The organism is Pseudomonas sp. ME-P-057, from assembly GCF_030208975.1.
GTDB classification, from domain to species: domain Bacteria; phylum Pseudomonadota; class Gammaproteobacteria; order Pseudomonadales; family Pseudomonadaceae; genus Aquipseudomonas; species Aquipseudomonas lutea.
The window spans coordinates 110506-127035 of sequence record NZ_JARVSX010000027.1 but is presented as its reverse complement, the minus strand read 5'-3'; the positions used below and the strand labels follow the sequence as shown (position 1 = coordinate 127035).

Genomic DNA, 16530 nt, shown 5'->3' with positions numbered 1-16530 from the left:
CTGATGAAATGCTTTCGCGGGCAAGCGCGCTCCTACAATGCGCAGGCAATGAAAAAGGCGGTGTGCCTGATGGCAACACCGCCTTTTCTATGGGCACGACTTGCGCGCCTTTTTTAGGCTCCGTTTTTAGCCTTGTATTCCCGACGGCGGCGGTGCAGTACCGGTTCGGTGTAACCGTTGGGTTGGCGGGTGCCTTCGATTACCAGTTCGACCGCTGCCTGAAATGCAATGTTGCTGTCGAAGTCCGGAGCGAGCGGGCGATACAGCGCGTCGCCGGCGTTCTGACGGTCTACCACAGGCGCCATGCGCTTGAGACTTTCCATCACCTGCTGCTCGCTGACCATGCCATGTCGCAGCCAGTTGGCGATGTGCTGGCTCGAGATGCGCAGCGTGGCGCGGTCCTCCATCAGACCGACATCGTTGATGTCCGGCACCTTCGAGCAGCCGACACCCTGGTCAATCCAGCGCACCACATAGCCGAGGATGCCCTGCGAGTTGTTATCCAGCTCGTTCTGAATCTCCTCCGCCGTCCAGTCGGTGTTCGGCGCCAGCGGAATGCTCAGGATGTCGTCGACCGATGCGGCGGTGCGCTGGGCGAGTTCGGCCTGGCGTGCGAACACGTCCACCTTATGGTAATGCAGGGCATGCAGCGCGGCGGCAGTGGGCGATGGCACCCAGGCAGTGTTGGCGCCAGCCAGCGGGTGGGCGATTTTCTGTTCGAGCATCGCAGCCATGAGATCAGGCATGGCCCACATGCCCTTGCCGATCTGGGCACGGCCTTGCAGCCCGCATTTCAGGCCGATGTCGACGTTGGAATTCTCGTATGCAGCAATCCATTTTTCGGCCTTCATCTGGGCCTTGCGCACGACCGGGCCGGCTTCCATTGACGTGTGGATCTCGTCGCCGGTGCGGTCGAGAAAGCCGGTGTTGATAAACACCACCCGCTCGCTTGCCGCCTGGATGCACGCCTTGAGGTTGATCGTGGTGCGACGTTCTTCGTCCATGATCCCGACCTTCAGCGTGTTGCGGGGCAGGCTCAGTACCTCTTCAATACGCCCGAACAACTCGTTGGTGAACGCGACTTCCTCGGGGCCATGCATCTTCGGTTTGACGATGTAAACCGAGCCGGTGCGGCTGTTGGCGCGGGACGTATTGCCGTTGAGGTTGTGAACGGCGGCGAGGCTGGTCAGCAGGCCGTCGAGAATGCCTTCCGGCACTTCGTTGCCCTGATTGTCGAGAATCGCATCGATGGTCATCAGATGACCCACATTGCGCACGAACAACAGGGAGCGGCCATGCAGCGTCACCGGCTCGCCGGCGGGCGAGCTGTACACGCGGTCGGCGTTCATGGTGCGGGTGAACGTTGTGCCGGCCTTGGCAACGTTCTCGGCGAGATCACCCTTCATCAGCCCCAGCCAGTTGCGGTACACAACCACTTTGTCATCAGCATCGACGGCGGCGATCGAGTCTTCGCAATCCATGATGGTCGTCAGCGCAGCTTCCATGAGCACGTCTTTGACGCCGGCAGGGTCAGTCTGGCCGACCGGGCTCGCTGGATCGATCTGAATGTCGAAGTGCAGGCCGTTGTGCTTGAACAGTAGTGCGCTCGGCGCCGATGCGTCCCCCTGAAAGCCGATGAGCTGCGCGTCATCGCGCAAACCGGTATTACTGCCGCCTTTGAGGCCAACGACCAGCTTGCCCTCAACCAGCTTGTAAGCGGTCGAGTCAACATGGGAGCCCGCCGCCAAGGGGATGGCTTCATCCAGAAACCCTCGGGCGAACGCGATGACCTTGTCGCCACGGGCTCGGTTGTAGCCTTTGCCTTTTTCCGCGCCGCCGGCTTCGCTGATCGCGTCGGTGCCATACAGCGCGTCGTACAGCGAGCCCCAGCGGGCGTTCGAAGCGTTCAGGGCAAAGCGCGCGTTCATCACCGGCACCACCAGTTGCGGGCCGGCCATGCGTGCGATTTCTTCATCGACGTTTTTCGTGGTGATCTGAAAGTCCGCTGCTTCCGGCAGCAAATAGCCAATATCGAGCAGGAACGCCTTGTAGGCCGCTGCGTCGTGGGCGTTGCCTGCGTGGGCTTGATGCCAGGCATCAATGCGGGCCTGGAAATCATCTCGTTTGGCGAGCAGGGCTTTGTTCTTCGGCGCGAGCTCCTGGATGAGCGCATCGGCGCCGGCCCAGAATGCAGCCGGGTCGATACCAGTGCCGGGGATGGCTTCGTTGTTGACGAAATCCAGCAGGACTTTGGCGACCTGAAGGCCACCGACTTGAACGTGTTCAGTCATTACTTGCCTCACTCTGCTCAGCTATCTGCGCTGTAATCGCCAGCGCTCTTATTGTTAAAGCCATCGACGTCGCTGTGTACCCCTCCAGATCATGCCCCTTGGGCGGCTGGGCAGGGCGGCGGACACCTGAAATGAAGCGTTTAATACAGGTGGCGACCGTGCAGGACGTCAGTCAAGGCATCGGTCCGACATTTATGTAGTGAACGCGGCGCGATACTACATCATGAGTTGTGACGTGAAAATCCAGACTGAACGCTGCCCTCAGTGGCCGGACTGCAAGGTCCGGCCAGCAGCCGATCAAGATGTTCTCAAAGAACTTACAGATTGTTCCAGAGAATTATGCAGATCGTACACAATAAATCAGGAGGCGCTTTCGGAGCGGCGATACGGCTGGCGTGCCTATACTCGCAGTCACCGGACCTGAACGTGAAATCAGACAGGTCTCCGTGCATGCCAATAAAGGAGTCGTTTGTGGATCATCTTATCGTCACGGTATCGGCGCCGGACAAACCAGGCGTCGTCGAGCAACTGGCAGCCTGTATTGCAGAACACGGTGGCAATTGGCTGGAAAGCCGCATGTCGCATATGGCCGGGCAGTTTGCCGGGATTCTCCGGGTCAGTGCCCCGGCCGATGCGCATCAGCCACTGCGCAGCGCCCTGGAGGCCCTGGCGGCGCGAGGCATCCGTGTGCTGTTTGCCGAGGTTGCGCCCGAGGCTTCCCCCGAGTGGAAGCCCATCACCATGGAACTGGTGGGCAACGACCGCCCCGGGATCGTTCGCGACGTCACACGCGTGCTCACCGAGCAGGGCGTGAATCTTGAGCAATTGGTGACCAGCGTCGAGCCTGCGCCGATGAGCAGCGAGACATTGTTCCGTGCCCATGCTGTGCTCGGGTTGCCGTTAGAGCTCTCGCTGGACACCTTGCAGCAGCGCCTGGAAACGCTGGCCGATGACTTGATGGTGGAACTGCATCTCTCCGGCGAAGAGTAAAGCGTCGGTCAGATCAGCCAATACCTGCAGCAGGCCATCCTGCCGGGCCTGCTGCAGGTCTGATCAGCCTTGAGCGCGTTTACGCAGCGAGCGCCAGGCATCAAAGCTGTAGATGACCAACCCGGACCAGATGAAGGCGAAGGTTACGAGCGTGGCCGATGGCATGTGTTCGTCGTACAGGATCACCGCCAATGCCAGCACGAGCGTTGGCGCGATGTATTGCAGGAAACCCAGCGTCGCGTAAGGCAGGTGCCGCGCCGCAGCGTTGAAGCACACCAGAGGTACGAGGGTGACCGGACCCGCTGCCGCCAGCCAGAGCGCTTGGGTGGTGGTCCAGAATTCGGGCTGCGCGCTGTGGGCGAGCGGGTTGAACAGCAGCCATCCCACGGACAGCGGCACCAGAATCCAGGTCTCCACCACCAGCCCGGGCAGCGCGGCCACGGGCGCCTTTTTGCGAATCAGGCCGTAGAAACCGAACGTAAACGCCAGGGCCAGTGAGACCCACGGCAGGCTGCCGACTTGCCAGACCTGTTGCAGCACGCCGATCAAGGCCAGCATCACCGCCACCCACTGCAGTGGGCGCAGCCTTTCGCGCAACAGCACCATGCCGAGCATGACGTTGATCAGTGGGTTGATGAAGTAACCCAGGCTGGCTTCGACCATGTGGTTGTTGTTGACGGCCCACACGTAGATCAGCCAGTTGGCGGCGATCAGCGAGCCGCTGCAGGCGAGAATGGCCAGACGCCCGGGGTTGTCGCGCAGCTCCTGCCACCAGCCGGGATGCTTCCAGACCAGTAACAGCAGCGAGCCGAAAATCGCTGACCAGATGGCACGATTGACGATGATTTCCAGCGAAGGAACGCTGGCAAGCACCTTGAAGTAGATCGGAAACAGTCCCCAGATGATGTAGGCGCTCAGGCCCAGAATGTACCCGCGGCGCGGGTTGGCAGCTTGCATGGGTGGTCCTTCGGCAAGTTTTTGTTGTGAGGCGGTGGTGGAGGTTTTGTAGGAGCGCGCTCGCCCGCGATCGCGTTGGATCAATGGCATGGCAGGCCCGGGAGCGATTCATTCGCGGGCAAGCGCGCTCCTGCAAGGAGTTCGTCGGTGTTAAAACAGCTTCAGCGGTTCCTCGTTCAGCGCAGACAACTGTTCGCGCAGCGCCAGCACTTGATCGCCCCAATACCGTTCTGTACCAAACCAGGAAAAGCTGTGCGGAAACGCGGGATCGTCCCAGCGACGCGCCAGCCATGCGCTGTAATGCAACAGGCGCAGTGCGCGCAGCGGTTCGATCAGCGCCAGCTCGCGTGGGTCGAAGTCGTGAAATTCGTTGTAGCCGTCCATCAGTTCCGACAATTGACTCAGGCAGTCCTGACGATCCCCCGCCAGCATCATCCAGACGTCCTGGACCGCAGGGCCCATGCGGCAGTCGTCGAGATCGACGATGTGGAAGATCTCGTCCCGGGTCATCATGTTGCCGGGATGGCAATCGCCGTGCATACGGATGTTCTGGTGCGGCGTAGCGGCGTAGACGTCTTCCACGCGCTTGAGCAAGTCTTTGGCGACGGACTCGTACGCTGGCAGCAGACTGCGCGGGATGACGTTGTTGTCGAGCAAGTAGTTCAGCGAAGCGTGGCCGAAGTTATTCACGCCAAGGGCTTCGCGATGCTCGAACGGGCGGGTGGCGCCGACGGCATGGATGCGCCCCAGCAGCTGACCGAGACGGTAGAGCTGATCGAGGTTGCCGGGCTCTGGGGCACGACCGCCGCGACGGGGAAAGAGGGTGAAACGAAAGCCGGCGTGCTCGAACAGGGTTTGCCCGTTATGCACCATGGGTGCGACCACCGGGATTTCGACATCGGCGAGTTCGGCGGTAAAACTGTGTTCTTCGAGGATGGCTTCGTTGGTCCAGCGATTAGGCCGGTAAAACTTGGCAATCAGCGGCTGCTGTTCGTCGATACCGACCTGGTAGACGCGGTTCTCGTAGCTGTTCAGCGCGAGGATGCGGGCGTCGGTGACGAAGCCGATGCTCTCGACGGCGTCCAGCACCAGGTCAGGTGTAAGTGTTGCGAACGGGTGGGCCATGCTAACTCCTGCGCGCAGCAGGCTGCCGCGTCGGGCCAGTCATGGTAACTCAGGCGTGTTGCACCTGACACAGCGCGTTACACCCGTTGCCGTTGATTCAGTGGAATGCCCATCCCGCCGAGTGAGCCCTTTGCGGGATGCGCAAGCCCTCTGCTACGCGCCGATGACCCCGCCGTCTTCCCGCGTGATCACCATCACCGAAGACCTCGGCTTGCCGTTGGGCAGGTGTTCGGGGAAGGTCGAACCGCCATTTTCGCCGGGGTGTTGAATGCCTACGAACAGCGCTTTCTGATCGGGCGCAAAGCTGATGCCGGTGACCTCACAGCCGACTGGCCCCACCATGAACCGTCTGATTTCGCCGCTGGCAGGGTCCGCGCACAGCATCTGGTTGTTGCCCATGCCCGCGAAATCACCTGCGTTGGTGGAGTCGCCGTCGGTCAGGATCCACAGCCGTCCGGCCATGTCGAAGCCCAGCCCGTCGGGGCTGTTGAACATGTTTTGCGCGTTGATATTGCTCGAACCGCCCTGCGGTGTTCCTGCATGTACGCCCGGGTTGCCCGCGACGACGAACAGGTCCCACGCAAAATCCATCGCCGCCGCGTCTAATCCTGTTTCCTGCCAGCGCAGAATCTGCCCGTACTGATTCTTCGCGCGCGGATTCGGCCCTCCGACAGGCTGCCCTTCGTCACCGCGCTTGATGTTGTTGGTCAGTGTGCAATACACCTGACCGTCTTTGGGGCTGACGACAATCCATTCAGGCCGATCCATGCGTGTCGCCTTGACCTGGCTCGCCGCCAATCGGGCATGGATCAACACTTCAGCCTGGCTGGCGAATCCGCTGGTGGCGTCGATGCCGTTTTTGCCATGGGTCAGCTCAATCCATCTGCCTTGGCCTTTGGGGCGATCAGGGTTGCTGTCGCCGCCATCGAACTGCGCCACGTACAGCGTGCCGTGGTCGAGGATGTCGCGGTTTGCCTTGGGATTCTGATGGTCGACCTTGTCGCGGCTGATGAATTTATAGATGAACTCGCCGCGCTCGTCGTCGCCCATGTACACCACGACGCGTCCGTCTTTGGTTTCGGTCAGCGCGGCGTTTTCGTGCTTGAAGCGGCCCAGCGCAGTGCGTTTGACCGGTGTGGATTTGGGGTCGAACGGATCGATCTCGACCACCCAGCCATGGCGATTGGGTTCGTTGGGGTTTTTGGCGACGTCGAAGCGCGGATCGTGCAGGTGCCAGTTCACTTCTTTACTGGCGGCTGTGACGCCATAACGCTTGGTCGCGGCATCAAAGGTCTGGGCCGGATCGCTGCTGCCGAAGCAGTCGGTAAAGTTCTCTTCGCAGGTCAAGTACGTGCCCCACGGCGTCTTGCCGTTGGCGCAGTTCTGGAAAGTACCGAGCACGTTCTTGCCCGTTTTGTCAGCGGCGGTTTTCAGCCATTCGTGCCCTGCGGCCGGGCCACTGAGGTGAATCGGCGTGTTGCCGTGAATGCGCCGGTTGTACTTTGAACCTTGTACGAAGGTCCATTGCTGCCCGTCGCGCTTGACCTCAATGACCGAAACGCCCTCGCTGGCCTGAGCCTTGTGCACGTCTTCGGCGGACTGCGGATCCTTACCGTGATCAAACAGGTAGCGGTAATTGGTGTACTCGTTGTTGATCGCCATCAGCGCGCGGCCGGCCGTCTCTGGCTTGTCGCCGGGGAAGGTGAAGAGGCTCATGCCGTCATTGTTGTCGCCGAACTGCAACTCCTGCATCTTCGCCGTGCCATTGCCGCTGGGGTCGAACGCCGGGCCGTTGGCGTGCAGCGGCTGGCCCCAACTGATCAGGACCGAGGAGCGATAGCCCGGCGGCAGGGCGATGCCGTCGGCGGTGGAGGAAGGGATGCTGTCGAAGCCGAGCAGCGCACTGTTGGCAGCGCTGACGCTTGCGGCCATTACGCTGCGGCTGAGCAGGTTGCCGCCCAGAAACATCGCAGCGCCGCACAGGGCGCCAGCGCTGATGAACCCGCGGCGGGTAAGGCCGACCATGTTTTCGAGGTCGGTGGTTTGGTTATCTTTTAATAGCGTCATCACGGGCTCCCTGCGGTTTAGGGCAAAACCCTATGCAGTGCGGATGACAGTATTGTGTCGGTCCGATGATGGGCCTGTCGCCGCGACTGATCCAGCCGCTGACTACAACGGAGTGCCGACGAGAATGTTGGACGGCGTGAACTGAACCTTCACAACCCCGCCGACCTTGAGTTTCAAGGCTTGCAGACGCTCGCCCTCAGCCAGCGCGCAGAGGATCTGATGACTGGGAAGGATAATCCTGACCTCACTCGGGCCATTCTCGGCGTCGAGAATTTCTTCTATCGTTCCACTGAGACAATTGTGTCCGATTGTTTCAGGCTGATCCGCCGCCAGCACCTCAAGCCAGCCCGCCTTGATCAGGGCGAACACGTCCGTGCCAATCTCCAGCCCCAACCGCAAGGTGCTGTCATGGGTAATTTGCGCGTCGATGGAAACGCCGCCCGCGAGTTGCAAGGTGATCGTGTCGTTGCGGCCCTGGGATCGGATCCGGCTGACTTGCCCATGCAACTGATTGCGCGCACTGGTGCGCAACATCAACCGGCTGATCAACGCCAGGTCGGTTGACTCCTCCGCGGTTTCCAGCAACTGGGTTTGCAGCGCCTGCAGGCGTTGGTAAAGCCGCAGTACGCGCTCGCCCTCCAGGGACAACTTCGCACCGCCGCCCCCACGACCGCCGACGCTGCGCTCGACCAACGGCTTTTGTGCCAGGTTGTTCAGCTCATCGATGGCGTCCCACGTCGCCTTGTAACTCAGCCCGGCGCTTTTCGCCGCACGAGTGATCGAACCCTGCTCGGCAATGTGCTGCAACAGCGCAATGCGGTGCGGCCGACGGACCATGTGCTGGGTGAGAGAAGGCGGTAGTGACATAGGGGGTCGGATGCGCTGAGAGTGATGACGCCGGAGTTTAAGCCATGGCCATGATATCGGGCGATGTCTCTCGTTTTCGCCTTGATAAGCCAAAGTCCTCTGGAAACCACGGTCACTCCCACAGGTGATCGGCGTCGCTGCAAGATCATGGGCGGGTCTTAGTCCCCAGGCTTGGGCGTTCTCGCCAGGCAATACACGTCAACCGACCGTGCGCCCGCCTTGATCAACAACTCGGCCAGTGCCTGGGCGGTAGAACCGGTGGTGAGTACGTCGTCGATCAGCGCCAAGTGCTTGCCGATGATCGGCGCCGCATCGGTCAAGGCAAAGGCCGACGACAAATTGCGTTTTCTGGCTTTCGCATCCAGCCCCTGTTGCGAGGGCGTTTCCTTGATGCGCCGTAAGACGCGCTCATCAACCGCCAGCCCCAGCCTTGCCCCAAGCCATTTGGCCAACATAGCCGCCTGATTGAAGCCGCGCTGGCGCAATCGTTTCCTGGCGAGCGGTACCGGGATCAGGCAATCGGGCTGGCGCAGGCCTTCCAGAAAGCGGTGTTGCAATGTTTCGCTCAACAGGTCGGCGAGCAGACGGCCCAGCGGCCACTTGCCCTGGTGTTTGAAGCGTGTGACTAAAGCGTCGACCGGGAAGTCGTAAAGCCAGGGGGCAACCACCTCGTTGAAAGCAGGCGGGTGTCGGTTGCATGCGCCGCAGGTCAGGCCGGCCATTGGCATGGGCAGCGCGCAACGGTCGCATTGGTCGATCAGCCAGGGCAGCTCCTGTTCACAGGCCATGCAGATGGGATGTATGGAATCGGTCGTCTCGTCGCACAACAAGCAGGTTTGTACACTTTTTAACCAGATGTAAACCTCGTGCCCGTTATATGGTTGACAGCGCATGGTGCTTCCTTAAATATGCCGAACATCCGTGTTGCGCCTGTGGGCTTTCCGGTTTTGCCTCCAGGCGAAGCCGCCCGGGTCATCGTCCAGAAAAACATCAAGGGAGCCGCCCATGAGCGCCAGCCTTACTGCCAATTTGCGTCACGACTGGAATCTAGCCGAGGTCAAGGCACTCTTCACACAGCCATTCAATGACCTGCTGTTTCAGGCGCAAACCGTGCACCGCGCTCACTTCGACGCCAACCGTGTGCAAGTCTCGACCTTGCTGTCGATCAAAACCGGCGCCTGCCCGGAAGACTGCAAGTACTGCCCGCAATCGGGCCACTACAACACCGGTCTGGAAAAAGAGAAGCTGATGCAGGTCCAGCAAGTGCTGGAGGAGGCCGCCCGCGCCAAGGCCATCGGCTCCACCCGCTTCTGCATGGGCGCGGCGTGGAAGCACCCCTCCGCCAAAGACATGCCCTACGTGCTGGAAATGGTCAAAGGCGTTAAAGCGCTGGGCCTGGAAACCTGCATGACCCTCGGCAAGCTGGACCAGGACCAGACGCAGGCCCTCGCTGCGGCAGGTCTGGATTACTACAACCACAACCTCGATACCTCGCCGGATTTCTACACTAGCATCATCACCACGCGCACCTACAGCGACCGCCTGCAGACGCTGGCGTATGTGCGTGATTCCGGGATGAAAATTTGTTCCGGCGGCATTCTGGGCATGGGCGAGTCCCTGGACGACCGCGCCAATTTGCTGATTCAGCTCGCCAACCTCCCGGAGCACCCGGAGTCGGTACCGATCAACATGCTGGTGAAAGTGGCCGGCACGCCGCTGGAAAACGCCGAAGACATCGACCCGTTCGACTTCATCCGCATGCTCGCCGTGGCCCGCATCCTGATGCCTCAGTCCCACGTGCGCCTGTCCGCAGGCCGCGAAGCCATGAATGACCAAATGCAGGCACTGGCGTTCTTCGCCGGCGCCAATTCGATTTTCTATGGCGACAAACTGCTGACCACCGCTAACCCGCAATCCGACAAGGACATGCTTCTGTTCTCCCGGCTAGGCATCCAGCCTGAGGCTCGCGAGGAGCATTCGGACGAGGTGCATCAAGCGGCCATCGAACAGGCCTTGATCGAGCAAAAGAGCAGCGAGATGTTTTACGACGCTGCTGTTTGATTCTTCATCAATGGCTTGACCCGAGGCCTGCATGTCTTTTGATCTGAACGCACGTCTCGCTGCCCGTCGTGCCGAGCACCTTTACCGTCAGCGGCCGTTGCTGCAGAGCCCGCAGGGCCCCGAAGTGATCGTTGACGGCCAACCGCTGCTGGCATTCTGCAACAATGACTACATGGGCCTGGCGAATCACCCCGAGATGGTGGCCGCCTGGCAGGCAGGGGCTGAGCGCTGGGGCGTCGGTGGCGGCGCTTCGCATTTGGTGATCGGCCACAGCACGCCCCATCACGCGCTGGAAGAAGCGCTGGCCGAGTTCACCGGGCGGCCCCGCGCGCTGCTGTTTTCCAATGGCTACATGGCCAATCTTGGCACGGTGACCGCATTGGTCGGGCAGGGTGACACCGTGCTCGAAGATCGCCTTAATCATGCCTCGCTGCTGGACGCGGGGCTGCTCAGCGGCGCGCGGTTTTCCCGTTACTTGCACAACGACAGCGACAGCCTCGCCAGTCGGTTGGACAAAGCCGTTGGTGACACGCTGGTGGTGACCGACGGCGTGTTCAGCATGGACGGCGACATCGCTGATCTTCCCGCGCTGGCAAGGGCTGCGAAGGCCAAAGGCGCATGGCTGATGGTCGACGATGCTCACGGTTTTGGCCCGCTGGGTGCCAATGGTGGGGGCATTGTCGAGCACTTCGGTCTGGGTATCGACGAGGTGCCGGTGCTGATTGGCACGCTGGGTAAATCATTCGGCACGGCGGGCGCGTTCGTTGCGGGCAGCGAAGAGCTGATCGAAACCCTGATCCAGTTTGCTCGTCCCTACATTTACACCACCAGCCAACCGCCGGCGCTGGCCTGCGCGACGCTGAAAAGCCTCGAACTGCTGCGTACTGAACACTGGCGACGTGAGCACCTCACCGCCCTGATCCGGCAGTTCCGCGCGGGCGCGCAAGCCATCGGTTTGCAGTTGATGGACAGCTTCACGCCTATCCAACCCATTTTGATCGGTGACAGCGGCCGCGCGTTGCGGTTGTCGCAAATGCTCCGGGATCGCGGGCTTATGGTCACGGCCATTCGCCCACCCACGGTGCCTGCAGGCAGTGCTCGTCTGCGCGTCACGCTGTCCGCTGCCCACAGCGAAGCGCAGGTGCAGCTATTGTTGCAGGCACTGGAGCAGTGTTACCCGCTGCTGGGCGTGGATGAACCCTCGGAGCACAACCATGCGTGATCATTTGATCCTGTTGCCGGGCTGGGGCCTGGGCGTCTCTCCCCTGGAGCCGTTGGCGGCAGCCCTGCGAGGGTTGGACGAACACCTGCACGTCGAGATCGAACCGCTGCCGGACATGGATAACGATGACCTCGACGACTGGCTCGATGAGCTTGATTCGACATTGCCCGCCAATGTCTGGCTCGGTGGTTGGTCCCTGGGTGGCATGCTGGCCGCTGAGTTGGCGGCGCGCCGGGGCGAGCGCTGCTGCGGTCTGGCGACATTCGCCAGCAACGTCTGCTTCGTGGCGCGCAGCGAATGGCCCAACGCAATGGCGCAGACGGATTTCGATGCGTTCATCGGCGGCTGTAAATCCGATCTGGATGCAACACTCAAGCGCTTCAGTCTGCTATGCGTGCAGGGCGCCGAAGAACCCCGCGCTCTGTCGAGGCAGCTCAAAGCCTGCGCGCCGCACGGCACAAGCGCCGGTTTGATCGAAGGTTTGAAACTGCTGGAGCAGATGGACACTCGCAAAGCGCTGCAGGCGTTCCGCGGTCCGCAACTGCACTTGTTCGGCGGCCTTGATGCACTGGTGCCAGCGGAGGCGTCGGCGGACCTGCTCAGCCTGCAACCGGATATTGAAGTCGGTGTGATCGAGCAGGCCAGCCATGCCTTTATTCTGGAAAATCCGCACGGCGTGGCCGCTGCAGTTCATGCGTTTTTACACGAGTCCGGTGATGACTGATCTTTCCCACTGCGCGGTGCTCAAGGCCGTGAAACAGCAACAAGCGTCTGATCAGCACCTGCTCCCGGACAAGCGTAAGGTGGCGGCTTCCTTCTCCAGGGCTGCGTCCAGCTATGACAGCGTGGCCGATCTGCAGCGTGCCGTCGGCACCGCGCTGATATCACGGCTGCCCGATCTGGCGCCCTCCCGCTGGCTGGACCTGGGCAGCGGCACGGGCTGTTTCAGCCGCGTGCTTGCACAGAATTTCCCGCAGAGCGAAGGCGTCGCGCTGGACCTCGCTGAAGGCATGCTGCGCTATGCACGGCCGTCGGGCGGGGCCGCGCATTACGTGGCCGGCGACGCGGAGAACCTGCCGCTGTGCGACGCGAGTGTCGATCTGATGTTCTCCAGTCTCGCGGTGCAGTGGTGCCCGGATTTCGCTGCGGTGCTGAGCGAGGCGGGGCGCGTGCTGAAGCCGGGCGGTATGTTTGCGTTTGCCAGCCTTTGCGCAGGGACGCTGTTCGAGCTGCGCGACAGCTGGCAGGCGGTGGACGGCCTGGTTCACGTCAATCGCTTTCGCGAGCGCGACGATTATCACCGTCTGTGCGCTGCCAGCGGGTTGGCCATCAGCAGCCTGGAGGTGCTGCCGCATGTGTTGCACTACCCGGATGTGCGCAGCCTCACCCATGAGCTGAAGGCGCTCGGCGCCCACAATATCAACCCGGGCAGACCGGGGGGCCTGACCGGCCGTGCGCGGATTGAGGCGCTGATGGACGCATACGAAGCCTTTCGCCAGGAGCAAGGCCTGCCAGCCACGTATCAGGTGGTGTATGCCGTTCTGACGAAACCTGACGCTGATTAAAGATTGGTCAATAAAGTGGGCGTTCGCCGCATGGGCGCTATAGTTAAGCAGGCAACAGTTTGAAATATCTGAACGGATGGTCGCCAAGATGAGCGCTGCGTATTTCATCACGGGAACCGATACCGACGTTGGCAAAACCACCGTTGCCACAGGGCTTCTATACGCGGCGCGGCAGTCAGGCTTAAGCACGGCGGCCGGCAAACCTGTCGCCTCCGGCTGCGACCTCAAACCCAAAGGGTTGCGCAATTCGGACGCCGTTGCCTTGCGCGCCGAGTGTTCGATTCAACTGACCTACAACGAGGTCAACCCGGTGGCGTTCCAGCCCGCCATTGCCCCGCATCTGGCGGCGCGAGAGGCCGGTGTTGCGCTGACAGTCGAGTCATTGCTGGCCCCCATGCAGCACATCCTCGACAAACAGGCAGATTTCACGCTCATTGAAGGCGCTGGCGGCTGGCGTGTTCCGCTGGCTGATCGAGCCAACCTCTCTGACCTTGCCATTGCACTTAATCTGCCCGTCATTTTAGTAGTGGGCGTGCGGCTGGGCTGTATCAGCCACGCGTTGCTGTCAGCCGAAGCCATTGCTAACGATGGCCTGCAATTGGCGGGCTGGGTGGCTAACATCATCGACCCTAAAACCTCGCGGCTCGAGGAAAATCTCGCCACGCTTGCAGAGCGACTGCCAGCGCCGTGCCTGGGCCGCGTGCCCTACCTGAAAAAGGCCACTGCGGAAATGATCGCCGAGCATCTGCATCTCGAGTTGCTGGATTGAGCGCTTGCCGCCTTCAGAGTGTGAGCCCTGTCACAAGGCGCAGTGCCACTAGTCGCTTGGGCAAGTAATCGGGCTGCCTTGCTGCTTTAATCAAATGGTTCGCCATGAACGGAGGAGGGTGCTCATGCAAATTTCATTGAACAACACGGTGTACCCCGGCCTTAGCGCCATGCAGGTTGGGCAGGACCGTGTCGATCAGGCGGCGACACAGCTGGCGAGCCCAGCGACAGAAGTGGCGGGCCGCAGCCAATCCTCCGATTTTCAACTCGAACGCTTGCGTTCTGTCGATCGTCCGCAACGCTCCGACATGGCCACCAATGTGGTTGAGCTGACCCAAGGCCGGATTCAAGTTCAGGCTGGCGCCAGAGTCGAAAAGGCCAGCGACGAAATGCTCGGCACGTTGATCGACACCTTCGCCTGACGCCCTCCGTTCGTGCGCTGCGGCGCACGTCGCAACTGTTCCCCTTCTCCTGAATAACACGTCATTCACGCGCGCCTCCGAAGCGTGCGCAGCGCTGTTTCGTCCTTAGACTTCTTTAACGAATGTGCCGGTTCACGCCAACTGGCGACGTATTCGCACGTCCGGCGTTTGTGCCCTGGCAGGTGATGAAAGGTGAGTGCCACCGCTTGACAAGGTATAGGCGTAAACGTATGTTTCAAACACCTGTTTGATCGCCGCGTAACCCCAATCGTCGGCGCCGGGGCCGCGCCCTACAGTGACCACACGGTCATCCAATTCCAGGATTCACCAGCAGAGGTTTATCGCTATGCCTGACTACAAGGCCCCCTTGCGTGATATTCGCTTCGTCCGTGACGAGCTGCTCGGCTACGAAGCGCACTATCAGAGTCTGCCGGCATGCCAGGACGCAACGCCTGACATGGTCGACGCCATTCTCGAAGAAGGCGCCAAGTTTTGTGAGCAGGTCCTGGCGCCGTTGAACCGTGTGGGTGACATTGAGGGCTGCACCTGGAGCGAGTCCGGCGTGAAAACCCCGACCGGCTTCAAGGAAGCGTACAAGCAGTTCGTTGAAGGCGGCTGGCCGAGCCTGGCCCACGACGTCGCCCACGGCGGTCAGGGTCTGCCCGAGTCGCTGGGCCTGGCGGTCAGCGAGATGGTCGGCGAAGCCAACTGGTCGTGGGGCATGTACCCAGGGTTGTCCCATGGCGCGATGAACACCATCTCCGAACACGGCACCCCTGAGCAGCAAGACGCTTACCTGACCAAACTGGTCTCGGGCGAGTGGACCGGCACCATGTGCCTGACAGAACCGCACTGCGGCACTGACCTGGGCATGTTGCGCACCAAGGCCGAGCCTCAGGCTGACGGGTCGTACAAAGTGTCCGGCACCAAGATCTTCATTTCCGCAGGCGAACACGACATGGCCGATAACATCGTCCACATCGTGCTGGCTCGCCTGCCTGATGCGCCTGCCGGCACTAAAGGGATTTCCCTGTTCATCGTGCCGAAGTTCGTGCCGGCTGCCGATGGCAGCGTTGGCGAACGCAACGCAGTTAATTGCGGTTCGCTGGAACACAAGATGGGGATTCACGGCAACGCCACCTGCGTGATGAACTTCGACGGCGCCACCGGCTATCTGATCGGCCCGGCGAACAAGGGCCTGAACTGCATGTTCACGTTCATGAACACCGCCCGTCTGGGTACCGCGCTGCAGGGTCTGGCGCATGCCGAGATCGGTTTTCAGGGCGGCCTGAAATACGCCCGCGAGCGCCTGCAAATGCGTTCGCTGACCGGTCCCAAGGCTCCCGAAAAAGCCGCTGACCCGATCATCGTTCACCCTGACGTGCGTCGTATGTTGCTGACCATGAAGGCCTTCGCCGAAGGCACTCGCGCAATGGTGTACTTCACCGCCAAACAGGTCGACATCGCCAAGTACAGCGACGATGCCGAAGCCAAGAAGCAAGCCGATGGCCTGTTGGCGTTCATGACGCCGATCGCCAAGGCGTTCATGACCGAAGTCGGTTTCGAGTCCGCCAACCATGGCGTTCAGGTCTACGGCGGCCACGGCTTCATCGCCGAGTGGGGCATGGAGCAGAACGTTCGTGATGCCCGCATTGCCATGCTGTACGAAGGCACTACCGGTATCCAGGCGCTCGACCTGCTGGGCCGTAAAGTGCTGATGACGCAGGGTGAGGCGCTCAAGGGCTTCACCAAGATCGTTCACAAGTTCTGCCAGTCGCAGGAAGGCAACGAAGCGGTCAGTGAGTTCGTGACGCCGCTTGCCGCGCTGAACAAAGAGTGGGGCGAACTGACCATGAAGGTCGGCATGGCTGCCATGAAAGACCGTGAAGAAGTCGGTGCCGCTTCGGTGGACTACCTGATGTACTCCGGTTATGCCTGCCTGGCGTACTTCTGGGCCGACATGGCGCGTGTGGCAGCCGAGAAACTGGCGGCGGGCACCAGCGAAGAAGCTTTCTACACCGCCAAGCTGCAAACGGCACGCTTCTACTTCCAGCGTATCCTGCCGCGCACTCGTACCCACGTGGCGACCATGTTGTCGGGCGCGAGCAACCTCATGGACATGAACGAAGAACACTTCGGTCTGGCCTACTGAGTTTCAGACGGTTTGCTCAAGCCGCTTGTCCTTCGGGATAAGC

General features: G+C 61.1%; 14 protein-coding genes. 8 read left to right on the top strand and 6 right to left on the bottom strand.

All coding sequences use genetic code 11. The features are described 5' to 3' along the window. Nucleotides 1–113: 113 nt before the first annotated feature. The gene (locus QRN48_RS15540; RefSeq protein ID WP_285351552.1) at nt 114–2291 is read right to left on the bottom strand and encodes a malate synthase G; all 2178 of its coding nucleotides are present in this window, start codon (nt 2289–2291) and stop codon (nt 114–116) included. Nucleotides 2292–2762: 471 nt separating this feature from the next. Here QRN48_RS15540 and QRN48_RS15535 point away from each other — a divergent pair, with 471 nt between their 5' ends. Next, on the top strand, nt 2763–3281 hold the full coding sequence (locus QRN48_RS15535) for a glycine cleavage system transcriptional repressor (protein WP_037019064.1): 519 nt from the start codon (nt 2763–2765) through the stop codon (nt 3279–3281). A 63-nt stretch (nt 3282–3344) separates the two neighbouring features. Here the strand turns inward: QRN48_RS15535 and rarD are convergent, their stop codons facing one another. The 5 genes from rarD to QRN48_RS15510 form a co-directional block, all read right to left on the bottom strand. Then, nucleotides 3345–4238 (bottom strand): EamA family transporter RarD, encoded by an 894-nt coding sequence (gene rarD, locus QRN48_RS15530; protein WP_285351549.1) that lies wholly within the window; start codon nt 4236–4238, stop codon nt 3345–3347. Between the two features lie 150 nt (nt 4239–4388). Beyond that, nucleotides 4389–5363, bottom strand: a complete 975-nt coding sequence (locus tag QRN48_RS15525; protein WP_285351546.1) for a serine/threonine protein kinase — start codon at nt 5361–5363, stop codon at nt 4389–4391. 153 nt (nt 5364–5516) lie between these two features. Then, nucleotides 5517–7430, bottom strand: a complete 1914-nt coding sequence (locus QRN48_RS15520) for a PhoX family protein (protein WP_285351543.1) — start codon at nt 7428–7430, stop codon at nt 5517–5519. Between the two features lie 102 nt (nt 7431–7532). Beyond that, on the bottom strand, nt 7533–8297 hold the full coding sequence (locus QRN48_RS15515) for a TOBE domain-containing protein (RefSeq protein ID WP_285351542.1): 765 nt from the start codon (nt 8295–8297) through the stop codon (nt 7533–7535). 158 nt (nt 8298–8455) lie between these two features. After that, nucleotides 8456–9190: a ComF family protein gene (locus QRN48_RS15510; RefSeq protein WP_037019072.1), complete on the bottom strand. Its 735-nt coding sequence runs from the start codon at nt 9188–9190 to the stop codon at nt 8456–8458. 112 nt (nt 9191–9302) lie between these two features. On the opposite strand from QRN48_RS15510, the gene bioB reads away from it, so the two are divergent. The 7 genes from bioB to QRN48_RS15475 all read left to right on the top strand — a co-directional run bounded on the left by bioB (nt 9303) and on the right by QRN48_RS15475 (nt 16487). Then, a complete protein-coding gene (gene bioB / locus QRN48_RS15505; protein WP_037019073.1) occupies nt 9303–10358 on the top strand; it encodes a biotin synthase BioB in 1056 nt (351 codons plus the stop codon). 31 nt (nt 10359–10389) lie between these two features. After that, nucleotides 10390–11580 carry an 8-amino-7-oxononanoate synthase gene (gene bioF, locus QRN48_RS15500; protein WP_285351539.1) on the top strand — a complete coding sequence of 397 codons (1191 nt, stop codon included), beginning with the start codon at nt 10390–10392 and terminating at the stop codon, nt 11578–11580. Further along, the gene (locus QRN48_RS15495; protein ID WP_285351538.1) at nt 11573–12304 is read left to right on the top strand and encodes an alpha/beta fold hydrolase; all 732 of its coding nucleotides are present in this window, start codon (nt 11573–11575) and stop codon (nt 12302–12304) included. Before bioF ends, QRN48_RS15495 begins: the two co-directional genes overlap by 8 nt. Further along, nucleotides 12297–13145 (top strand): malonyl-ACP O-methyltransferase BioC, encoded by an 849-nt coding sequence (bioC, locus tag QRN48_RS15490; RefSeq protein WP_285351536.1) that lies wholly within the window; start codon nt 12297–12299, stop codon nt 13143–13145. Before QRN48_RS15495 ends, bioC begins: the two co-directional genes overlap by 8 nt. An 88-nt stretch (nt 13146–13233) precedes the next feature. Beyond that, on the top strand, nt 13234–13914 hold the full coding sequence (gene bioD / locus QRN48_RS15485) for a dethiobiotin synthase (protein WP_285351534.1): 681 nt from the start codon (nt 13234–13236) through the stop codon (nt 13912–13914). Between the two features lie 124 nt (nt 13915–14038). Beyond that, entirely contained in the window at nt 14039–14335 is a 297-nt protein-coding gene (locus QRN48_RS15480) for a hypothetical protein (protein ID WP_037019078.1), read from the top strand. Between the two features lie 346 nt (nt 14336–14681). Continuing rightward, the gene (locus tag QRN48_RS15475) at nt 14682–16487 is read left to right on the top strand and encodes a phenylacyl-CoA dehydrogenase (protein ID WP_191944568.1); all 1806 of its coding nucleotides are present in this window, start codon (nt 14682–14684) and stop codon (nt 16485–16487) included. The last annotated feature ends 43 nt before the right edge of the window (nt 16488–16530 follow it).

What these genes read in the sequence shown, in the direction of transcription:
- bioD (WP_285351534.1), top strand. Translation starts at nt 13,234, where the DNA reads ATGAGCGCTGCGTATTTCATCACGGGAACCGATACCGACGTTGGCAAA.
- bioC (WP_285351536.1), top strand. Translation starts at nt 12,297, where the DNA reads ATGACTGATCTTTCCCACTGCGCGGTGCTCAAGGCCGTGAAACAGCAA.
- QRN48_RS15480 (WP_037019078.1), top strand. Translation starts at nt 14,039, where the DNA reads ATGCAAATTTCATTGAACAACACGGTGTACCCCGGCCTTAGCGCCATG.
- bioB (WP_037019073.1), top strand. Translation starts at nt 9,303, where the DNA reads ATGAGCGCCAGCCTTACTGCCAATTTGCGTCACGACTGGAATCTAGCC.
- QRN48_RS15540 (WP_285351552.1), bottom strand. Translation starts at nt 2,291, where the DNA reads ATGACTGAACACGTTCAAGTCGGTGGCCTTCAGGTCGCCAAAGTCCTG.
- QRN48_RS15475 (WP_191944568.1), top strand. Translation starts at nt 14,682, where the DNA reads ATGCCTGACTACAAGGCCCCCTTGCGTGATATTCGCTTCGTCCGTGAC.
- QRN48_RS15525 (WP_285351546.1), bottom strand. Translation starts at nt 5,363, where the DNA reads ATGGCCCACCCGTTCGCAACACTTACACCTGACCTGGTGCTGGACGCC.
- QRN48_RS15510 (WP_037019072.1), bottom strand. Translation starts at nt 9,190, where the DNA reads ATGCGCTGTCAACCATATAACGGGCACGAGGTTTACATCTGGTTAAAA.
- QRN48_RS15520 (WP_285351543.1), bottom strand. Translation starts at nt 7,430, where the DNA reads ATGACGCTATTAAAAGATAACCAAACCACCGACCTCGAAAACATGGTC.
- rarD (WP_285351549.1), bottom strand. Translation starts at nt 4,238, where the DNA reads ATGCAAGCTGCCAACCCGCGCCGCGGGTACATTCTGGGCCTGAGCGCC.
- QRN48_RS15495 (WP_285351538.1), top strand. Translation starts at nt 11,573, where the DNA reads ATGCGTGATCATTTGATCCTGTTGCCGGGCTGGGGCCTGGGCGTCTCT.
- bioF (WP_285351539.1), top strand. Translation starts at nt 10,390, where the DNA reads ATGTCTTTTGATCTGAACGCACGTCTCGCTGCCCGTCGTGCCGAGCAC.
- QRN48_RS15515 (WP_285351542.1), bottom strand. Translation starts at nt 8,297, where the DNA reads ATGTCACTACCGCCTTCTCTCACCCAGCACATGGTCCGTCGGCCGCAC.